The following is an 8068-nucleotide window of genomic DNA, read 5'->3' as shown; positions in this document are numbered from 1 at the left end:
TCTCAGCGAACTTCGCCGCCAGCGCGGTCCTGAACTCCTCGGTCATGCTCATGTCATCAGCATGCCACCCTACTCAACATATCCACGGTTAATTTACAGGCGAGCCCTAAGTTCCAGGCATTGGCGTCCAACGCCACGGGGGTGGCCCCGAGGGGTCTTTGCACCCGACGTGCCGAACCTACGACTTTGTAGCTAGCTGGTTCTGGCCGCGTGGCTGATGCGGGCGGCATCCGGGGGTGGGCAGACTGGGTACCTGTTCCACCAAAGGAGAAAGATGCCTACTTTGCTCGTACTGGCTTCGACCGGCGCGCAGGCGATCGGCACCGGCACCCAGGTGGTGTCGATTGTCCTGACCTGCGTGTTTGTGCTGGCTTTCCTGGTGTTCTTCTTCACCGCGCTGTCGGGGATCCTGCGGTCCGGGCTCAGCGGCGGGATGAAGGTGCTCTGGGTCATTTTCGCCTTCTGCGCACCGTTTATCGGGTGCCTGGCGTGGTTTTTCATCGGCAGCAAGGACACGGAGCGGCGCGTCCGGGCCTGAGCCGGCGGTCAGCCGAGGCCGGCGTCGTGGACCAGGATGGCGATCTGCGTGCGGTTGCCCGCGTCCGCCTTGGCCAGGATGCGTCCGATGTGGACTTTGACGGTGGCCTCGCTCAGGTGCAGATTCTCGGCGATGGCGGCATTGCTGAGGCCTTGTCCCACCGCGACGGCGACTTCGAGCTCACGGGGGGTCAGGGTCGCGAGCCTCGCGCGGGTGTCTTCCTTGACGCTGCCGGAGGCGAACGCGCCCAGCAGCCGTTTGGTGATCCGCGGGGAGATCATCGCCTCGCCGCGCGCGACGACATGGACCGCGGCGATCAGCTCGCGGGGCGCGATGTCCTTGAGCAGGAACCCGGTGGCGCCGTGCCTGAGCGCGGCGTGGACGTACTCGTCGAGGTCGAACGTCGTGAGCACGACAACCGCGGGCGCGTCGGGCAGGGCCGTGACGTTCTTGGTCACCTCGAGGCCGTCGACGCGCGGCATCTGGATGTCGGTGAGCACCAGGTCGGGGCGGTGCCGAGCGACGAGGTCGAGCACCCCCGCCCCGTCGCCGCCCTCGGCGACCACTTCGATGTCCGCATCGGACTCCAGGATCATGCGGATACCGCTGCGGACGAGTTCCTCGTCGTCGAGCAGGAGCACTTTCACGGTCACGAGGCCTCTTCGCCGGGCTCGAGGGGGAACTGGGCCCTCACAAGGTACCCACCGCCGTCGGCGCGGCCGGACCGCATCGTCCCGCCGGCCAGCGAGACTCGTTCCCGCATACCGATCAGCCCGTAACCCGAGCCGGGAACCGGATCCGGGCCCGCCCCGGCGGAGTCCTGGTTGGACACTTCGACCACCAGCTCCGCCTCCCAGACCGCGACGGTCACCAGCACCGCGGCGCCGGGAGCGTGTTTGGCCGAGTTCGTCAGCGCTTCCTGCACCACCCGGTAGGCGGCGCGGCCCACTGCGCCGGTGGTGTCCGGCAGCGGATCGGGCAGCTCGACGGCCACCGCGGCGCCGGCCTCGGCCGCGCCTTCGATCAGCTGACCGATTGCCGCCAACCCTGGCGGCGAGGCAGGTTCTGTCGTGTCGCGCGTGTCTTCGTCCCGCAGTACGTGAAGGATGTCGCGCAGTTCGGTCAGTGCGGTGGTGCTGGTCTTGCGGATCACCTCGGCGACGTCGGAGGTGCGGGGGTCACCGGAGGTCACCGACAAGGCGCCCGCCTGCAGCGCGATGACGGTGACGCGGTGGGCGACGACGTCGTGCATTTCCCGCGCGATGCGGCTGCGTTCGGCGGTGACGGCACGTTCGGCGAGCAGATCCCGCTCGCGTTCGGCTTGGTCGGCGCGTTCTTGAAGGGCGACGACCAGCTTCTGGCGCTGGAACAGCCAGAGCCCGCTGAACATCGGCAGCACGACGAACAAGCCGCTGGCGAGCGCCAAGTACGGCCAACCGTCGGCCTCGCCCGGCCAGCCCAGTACGACGAAGATCGCCACGCCCGCGATCGCGGTGCCCCACAGTTTCAGCCCCGGTCCACGCCGGGCGGCGACGGTGTGGACCGCGACCATCATCGGGACGGTGCCGACCCCGACGGCCGAGCCGGCGAAGGCGGCAGCGGCCGCCACTAGCGGAAAACGGCGCCTCAGCAGGAGCCCGACGAACATGGCCGCGCTGACGGAGAGGGTCAAGGCTGGTGGAGCGTGGCTCTGCCTGTCGTGCAAGTTCAGCCAGCTTGCCCCGGCGGCGACCACGAAGTCGAAGACCACCGAGCGCACCCTGCCGTCCCACCACGCGAGCGCGGTGGCCGTCCGTTCGCGGGTCCACACGGGAACCACCGTAAACGAGGGTGTTCCGGGTACGACCTTCGGCTTAGCGGAAGTGGGTCCCACCGGGTGACGCGCGGGGCTGGTTCAACCGTGCACTGTGGACTGACAACACCGGACGAGGGAGCAGACAGGAATGGCCAACGGGAACAGGGCAGGACGTGTCGCCGCGCTGGCGGGGTTGACAGCGCTGCTGGTCGCCGGCGCGGCGGGGTCGGCGGAAGCCGGGGCCGCGACTCCCGGTGCGCTGAGCGTCGGCGACCGGCTGTACCCGGACCTGGGCAACGGCGGCTACGACGCGCGGTCCTACGACGTGTCGTTCGACTACCGGCCCGAGGTCACGACGATGGACGCCTCGGTGACCATGCGGGCGGTGGCCACTCAGTCGATGTTGCGGTTCAGCCTCGACTCGGCGGTGCGGCAGGTCCGGTCGGTGCTGGTGGACGGACGCCCGGCCGCGTTCGAGGTCACGGGGGAGAAGCTGGTGATCACGCCGGACCGGGCACTCGCGCGGGGACGGGAGTTCACCGTCGCCATCGGTTACGTCGCGGACCGGAGCCTCAGCCCGGCGTCGCCGGCATGGAAGCTCCCGCCCGGTATCAAGAACCCGTTCCCCGTCTGGCAGAACACGCCCGACGGTTTCGCGCTGCTCAGCCAGCCCGACCGCGCCCACGTGGCGTTCCCGTCCAACGACCACCCCAGCGACAAGGCCACCTTCACCTTCCGAGTGACGACCCCAGCGGACGTCGACGCCGTCGCGAGCGGGACGCTGACCGGAAAGGACCGTCACGGCGACCGCGTGACCACCGTGTACAGGCTGGCCCAGCCCACTCCGACCGACGTCGTACAGATCGCGGTCGGCCGGTTCACCGAGGTCGACCAGGCAGGCCCGCACGGTCTCACCGTGCGCAGCTACGTTCCGGACGACCGGCCGGACGCGGCTGTCGGTGCCCGGCGCACGCTCGAGCAGCTCGTCTGGCTGGAAGGGGAGATCGGCCGCCCGTTCCCGTATCCGACGTACGGAGTGCTCGGTGTCGACTCCGAATACGGTGGCGTGGCACTCGAAACCGCTACGCTGCCCACGTTTTCCGCCGCGTTCCTGCACGACCCGCGCGAGGCCGCGACCCAGGTGCACGAGATGGTCCACCAGTACTTCGGTGACACCGTCGCGGTGCGGAGTTGGGACGACATGTGGCTCAGTGAAGGGCACGCCGTTTACTACCAAAGCCTCTACCAGGACCACATCGGCGAGAAACCGTTCGAGACCGGCATGAAAGAGCGGTACGTTGACGTCAACAACCAGCAGCTCGAGCAGGAAGGCCCGGTCGCGCACCTCAATTCGGCCAGCGGGGTGCTTTCCGGCAGCGACAATGGTGGCGCGCTGACCCTCTACGCGTTGCGGAACCTCGTCGGGCAGAACACTTTCACGCGGATCGAGCAGACCTTCTACGACACCTTCCGGGGTCGCTCGGCGTCCACTCAGGACTACATCGCGGTGGCGGAGCGTGTTTCCGGCCGTGATCTCGCCGGTTTTTTCCAGGGCTGGCTGTACCGCGCGACGACCCCGCCGATGCCCGGACGCCCCGACTGGCACGCCAAACCCGCGCCCGCGAACTGAAAGGCGTCCGCAAGGACAGCAACTCGACGGCGAGTTGCGGTGCTTGCGGACGCGAACTACCGCAACTCGACGGCGAGTTGCGGTAGGCCCGGCCCGCCGGCGGTGACGCCGGCGGGCCGCGAAACTACAAGCGCGGTCGTTCGGTGGCGATCGGGTCGCTGTCGAAACCGGGGAATCCGTTGGTGTTCAAGGACTCTGCCTGAGACTGAGCGGACGCGGTCGGGGTAGCCGGTAGACCTGCCCACCGGCGCACGGTTTCGGTCGCGGCTGTGGACTGGGCGGCCGGCAGCTGCGCGATGTTCGAACCGTGGTTGCCGCCGGGCACGAAGTACCGGTACGAGTCACGGGAACCGAGGCCGAGTTCGAACGGTTCGGCGCCCCACGGGTCGTTCGAGCCGTAGACGAACAGCAGCCGCTGGCCCTGGGTTTTCACCCAGAAGTCGATGTCGGGCATCGCGAAGTAGTCGAAGCGCGGCATCTTCACCGAGGACGGGACGAACGTCTTCGGCGTGTCGGCGCCGGGGTAGCGCAGGAGGTCCTTCAGGTAGCCGTCGTAGGCCTCGGGCGAGCCCAGCTGCACGGCCGCCTGGTAGTAGTACGGGATGTACGGCTCCAGCTCCTGGTCAGCGTAGGTGTTGAGGCTCTCCACCTTCTCGTAGAACGCCCACACATCCGCGGCTGGGGTGCCGGGCTTCGGCACTGTCGCACAGCTCGCTTGCGTCTGGTACTGCCAGAACGCGAAGTACGAGTCGACGACCGAGATTTCCAGCGACTTGTCGACGGAACCGACGATGGTGAACGTGTAGCCGTTCTTCGCGGCCTCGGCGGTGGCGATCTTGCCGAGTTCGTCGCGTCGCTTCAGCGTGTCCCGCTGGATGGCCTTGAGCGCGTCCCGGCAGCCGGGATCGTCGCCGACCTTGGCCAGGAACCGGTTGTAGCTGTCGATCGGGTCGATGACGTCGTTCGGCGCGACGTACGGGATGGTGCCGTCGACGTCGTTCGGGAAGAAGCGGCGGAAGTAGGTCGCCGTCATGCCGCCCTTACTGCCACCGGTCGCCAGCCATTTGGCGGTGTAGATCGACTTGAAGGCCTGCACCGCGGCGTGTTCGTCCGCCGCGGCCTGCCAGATGGTGAGCTGCTTGCTCCAGTCGGCGGGTTCGGGGCGCGAAGGGGTGAAAAAGCGGTACTCCATCGACAGCTGGTTGCCGTCGACGATCCGCGTCGGCTCCGAGCGGTTCGGGGCGGTCGAGACGTGGTAACCACTGGTGAACATCACCGTCGGCGCCGAGAAGTCCCGATGCAGCAGGGTGTATCGCTGCTGGAAGGTCGCGCCGTGGGGGTTTCGGTGGTCCGTGGGCTGGGTGAAGTTCAGCTCGAAGAAGCGGAACCCGGTGGGCGCCGGGTCTTCCTTGATGATGGTGAGCCCGGGGATCTGCTGCAGCGCGACCTTGATGTCACCGCCGCCGGGGGCCGGCGCGGCCTGGGCGAGTGGCGCGAGCCCCGCCACGGTGAGAACCGCGGCAACCACTGTCGAGCATGCGGCCAGCACCTTGCGCACTTACGCCTCCAGGAATCCGAGTATCGCAACCGTCGGAGCCTCACAGATCCCACCAGCAGCGGACAAGCTACTAAAGGAGGCAGAATTCGGCCAAAGTGTTCTAGTTTCGCAGAATTGTTTCGAGATCTTGACGGGCCGATAGTTCACGAGTTAAATCACAACGTGAAATAAGGCTGGGTCGGTTCGTTTCGGAAGGACGGCCTCAGTGCCCGTCGATCCCCGCGAAAACGCCACGGAACCGCGTTCCCTCGGTCGGCGTGGTTTCCTCGCCGTCGCCTCCGGCGCCGGCGGCTTCCATCCAGGCGACCATCGACCAGGTCTACGTCCAGCAGAAAGGTGCCGAGTTCGGGCCGAACCGCTACGCGCTGCTGTTCAAGCCCGGCGGGTACGGCGTCGACCTCAAGCTGGGGTACTACACGCAGGTCGCGGGTCTCGGCCTGCAGCCGAGCGCGGTGAGCATCACGAAGCACCTGGTTGTGGCGGGCCGACCACGGCGACGGTGTCGGGTGGACGCAGAACACCGTGGACCAGGGGCTGGTCGTCAACGGCAACGACGTCGTCGCTTACGGCCTGTTCGTCGAGCACCACCAGAAGGCCCAAGTGCAGTGGAACGGCGAAAACAGCCGGACCTACTTCTTCCAGAACGAGATGCCCTACGACCCGCCCAACCAGGCGGCGTGGATGGACGGCGCGCACCGCGGCTACCCCGCGGACGCCGTCGGGGACGGCGTCCGCAACCACGAAGCATGGGGACTGGGCAGCTACTGCATCTTCGCCGACGACCCCACCATCGTCTCCGACCGCGCCATCGCCGCCCCGCAACGCCCCGGCGTCCGCTTCCACAGGATGGTCACGTTCTCGCTCGGCGGGGGACAGGGGACCATCGCCCACGTCGTCAACAACACCGGTGGGCCGTCGGACGCGGACACCAGTCTCGCCATGCTGACTTCGTACCCGTGAAAAGGGGGCCGACTTCAGGCGGCTCAACTCGCCTTCATGACAGCCAGGCCCAGCGGGGTGATCATGTGCACGGTCGACTTCCCGTTCCGCGCGCTTTCGATCAGCCCGCTGGCGCGGAGTACGGAGGCGTGAGCGCTCGCTGAAGCCATCGCTGTCGCCGTCCGCGCGGCCAGTTGGCTGGTGTTGCATTCGCCTGCCGCGACGGCGACGAGGATTCGGGCGCGGGTGCGGCCGAGCAGTGCATTCAGCGCGGCTCCGGGTTCGGCACTCGCTGTCGGTGCGGCTTCGTGGTCGATGGAGTAGGCGAGCACCGGGGGCAGACCGGGGTCCTTGTAGGTGGTGGGCTTGCCGTGGCAGAAGAACGACGGGATGAGCCGCAGCCCCCGCCCGTCGAGCTAGAGGTCCTGCTCGACCGGGAAGCGGACTTCGAGCACCGGCCGATGATGCACCGCTGGCAACTTCGATGTGGTGAACGGCTCGAATCGCCGGAGGCTGGGGCCGGCGACGAACGAGATGTCTGCCTAGATGTCTGCCTAGATAGGTGAATTTCAGCTTGGTTTGTTGTGGCGTATCGGGTCTTGGGGGCCCGACACCGGTCTCGGAGTCGCATTGCTGAAGAGCCGGGAACCCGGCCGCGTCCGGTACCTGGAGGTTGTATGAAACCCTTCTGCTGCTGTGTTGGCACGCTTTGGTGCACGGTAACGGGTCGGCGAGGTGGGTCGGTTCCGGCCTACTGCAGCAAGGACCGGGGCGGACTGGGGTTCTGTAGCGGTGGATCGTGAGGGCCCGTTCGGATGCGTTGGTGGCGGCGTTTCGTGAGTGGCTGAAAGGGGTTGCCTTGCCGTGAACGCACGGATAACGCCGTTCGCACTTCGCCGCTCACGTTCAGCAACCAGCCTTGCTCGCTTGGGGTATCTGTGAGTGATACCCGCGATATGCAGTTGGACGTGAAGGCCACCTTCGCGACGTAATTTGCCGTGAAGGTGGCCTTCACGTCCAATCAATGATCACGTGCAGCGATAAAGCGGTTCGGTCGTTCGTGTATCGAAGAGGCGTTCGATCTGCGGTAGGATAAAGGGGTGTCCAGCTCACTGATCCGGTTCCCCTCGCTCGCCGAGATTCGGCGTGCGAATCCGGTGGAAGCTGCTGTGATCGCCCGTCAACTGGCGCGGATTTACAATGAGTGTGACGCGCTGTTTGGTGTGCTGGCGGCGAAGGTGGAGACCGAGGGTGTGAAGGTTGTCTACCAGTACCTGAACACGGCACTGTGGTTGGATGATGTCACTCGGATCGGCCCGGCGGCGGCGAAGCGGATCGTGATCCGGGGCAAGGCCGTGAACTCCTCCAGTAACCTGGATGGCACGGAGATCCCCGCGATCGCACCGTTGGCCGGTCTCGCGGCACGCGCGGGTGAGATCACTCCGGCGCATGTGGATGAGATCGTGAACGCCATGATCAAGATGCCCGCGACGGTGTCTGCTCGGGATCGGGCGGGTGCGGAGAAGATCCTGGTCGACCTCGCCCGGCAGGCGAAACCCCTCGAAGTCCGCAAAGCCGGCGACCGGCTCCTGAACACCTTCGACCCGG

At 66.8% G+C, this 8068-nt stretch carries 8 protein-coding genes; 4 read left to right on the top strand and 4 right to left on the bottom strand.

Going from position 1 to position 8068, the window contains the following annotated elements; translation table 11 throughout:
* The first annotated feature begins 274 nt into the window (after positions 1–274).
* Complete coding sequence (locus tag JWQ81_RS26195) at positions 275–538, top strand: PLDc N-terminal domain-containing protein (RefSeq protein WP_297545530.1); 264 nt, start codon at positions 275–277, stop codon at positions 536–538.
* A gap of 8 nt (positions 539–546) precedes the next feature.
* On the opposite strand, the gene JWQ81_RS26190 is transcribed toward JWQ81_RS26195, so the two are convergent.
* Both JWQ81_RS26190 and JWQ81_RS26185 read right to left on the bottom strand, forming a co-directional pair.
* Complete coding sequence (locus JWQ81_RS26190) at positions 547–1191, bottom strand: response regulator transcription factor (protein WP_297545528.1); 645 nt, start codon at positions 1189–1191, stop codon at positions 547–549.
* On the bottom strand, positions 1188–2348 hold the full coding sequence (locus JWQ81_RS26185; protein WP_297545526.1) for a histidine kinase: 1161 nt from the start codon (positions 2346–2348) through the stop codon (positions 1188–1190). The genes JWQ81_RS26190 and JWQ81_RS26185 overlap by 4 nt, the downstream gene beginning before the upstream one ends.
* A gap of 133 nt (positions 2349–2481) precedes the next feature.
* On the opposite strand from JWQ81_RS26185, the gene JWQ81_RS26180 reads away from it, so the two are divergent.
* Positions 2482–3963 carry a M1 family metallopeptidase gene (locus tag JWQ81_RS26180; RefSeq protein WP_297545524.1) on the top strand — a complete coding sequence of 494 codons (1482 nt, stop codon included), beginning with the start codon at positions 2482–2484 and terminating at the stop codon, positions 3961–3963.
* A gap of 124 nt (positions 3964–4087) precedes the next feature.
* On the opposite strand, the gene JWQ81_RS26175 is transcribed toward JWQ81_RS26180, so the two are convergent.
* Positions 4088–5521 carry a S28 family serine protease gene (locus JWQ81_RS26175; protein WP_297545521.1) on the bottom strand — a complete coding sequence of 478 codons (1434 nt, stop codon included), beginning with the start codon at positions 5519–5521 and terminating at the stop codon, positions 4088–4090.
* A 474-nt stretch (positions 5522–5995) separates the two neighbouring features.
* Between JWQ81_RS26175 and JWQ81_RS26170 the strand changes: the two genes are divergently transcribed.
* Entirely contained in the window at positions 5996–6481 is a 486-nt protein-coding gene (locus JWQ81_RS26170; RefSeq protein WP_297545519.1) for a hypothetical protein, read from the top strand.
* Between the two features lie 23 nt (positions 6482–6504).
* Here JWQ81_RS26170 and JWQ81_RS26165 read toward each other — a convergent pair whose 3' ends face one another.
* On the bottom strand, positions 6505–6792 hold the full coding sequence (locus JWQ81_RS26165) for an ArsR family transcriptional regulator (protein ID WP_297545518.1): 288 nt from the start codon (positions 6790–6792) through the stop codon (positions 6505–6507).
* Between the two features lie 768 nt (positions 6793–7560).
* Between JWQ81_RS26165 and JWQ81_RS26160 the strand changes: the two genes are divergently transcribed.
* Positions 7561–8068 (top strand): DUF222 domain-containing protein (locus JWQ81_RS26160; protein WP_297545516.1); only part of this gene is annotated, 508 nt, incomplete at its 3' end.

The sequence above is a fragment of the Amycolatopsis sp. genome (assembly GCF_025464955.1).
Taxonomy (GTDB): Bacteria; Actinomycetota; Actinomycetes; order Mycobacteriales; family Pseudonocardiaceae; genus Amycolatopsis.
Note: the sequence above shows the minus strand (reverse complement) of the source record. Positions and strands in the feature narration are given on the sequence as shown.

Excerpts from the sequence above, each read along its gene's own strand:
- JWQ81_RS26195 (WP_297545530.1), top strand. The coding sequence starts at position 275 with ATGCCTACTTTGCTCGTACTGGCTTCGACCGGCGCGCAGGCGATCGGC.
- JWQ81_RS26180 (WP_297545524.1), top strand. The coding sequence starts at position 2,482 with ATGGCCAACGGGAACAGGGCAGGACGTGTCGCCGCGCTGGCGGGGTTG.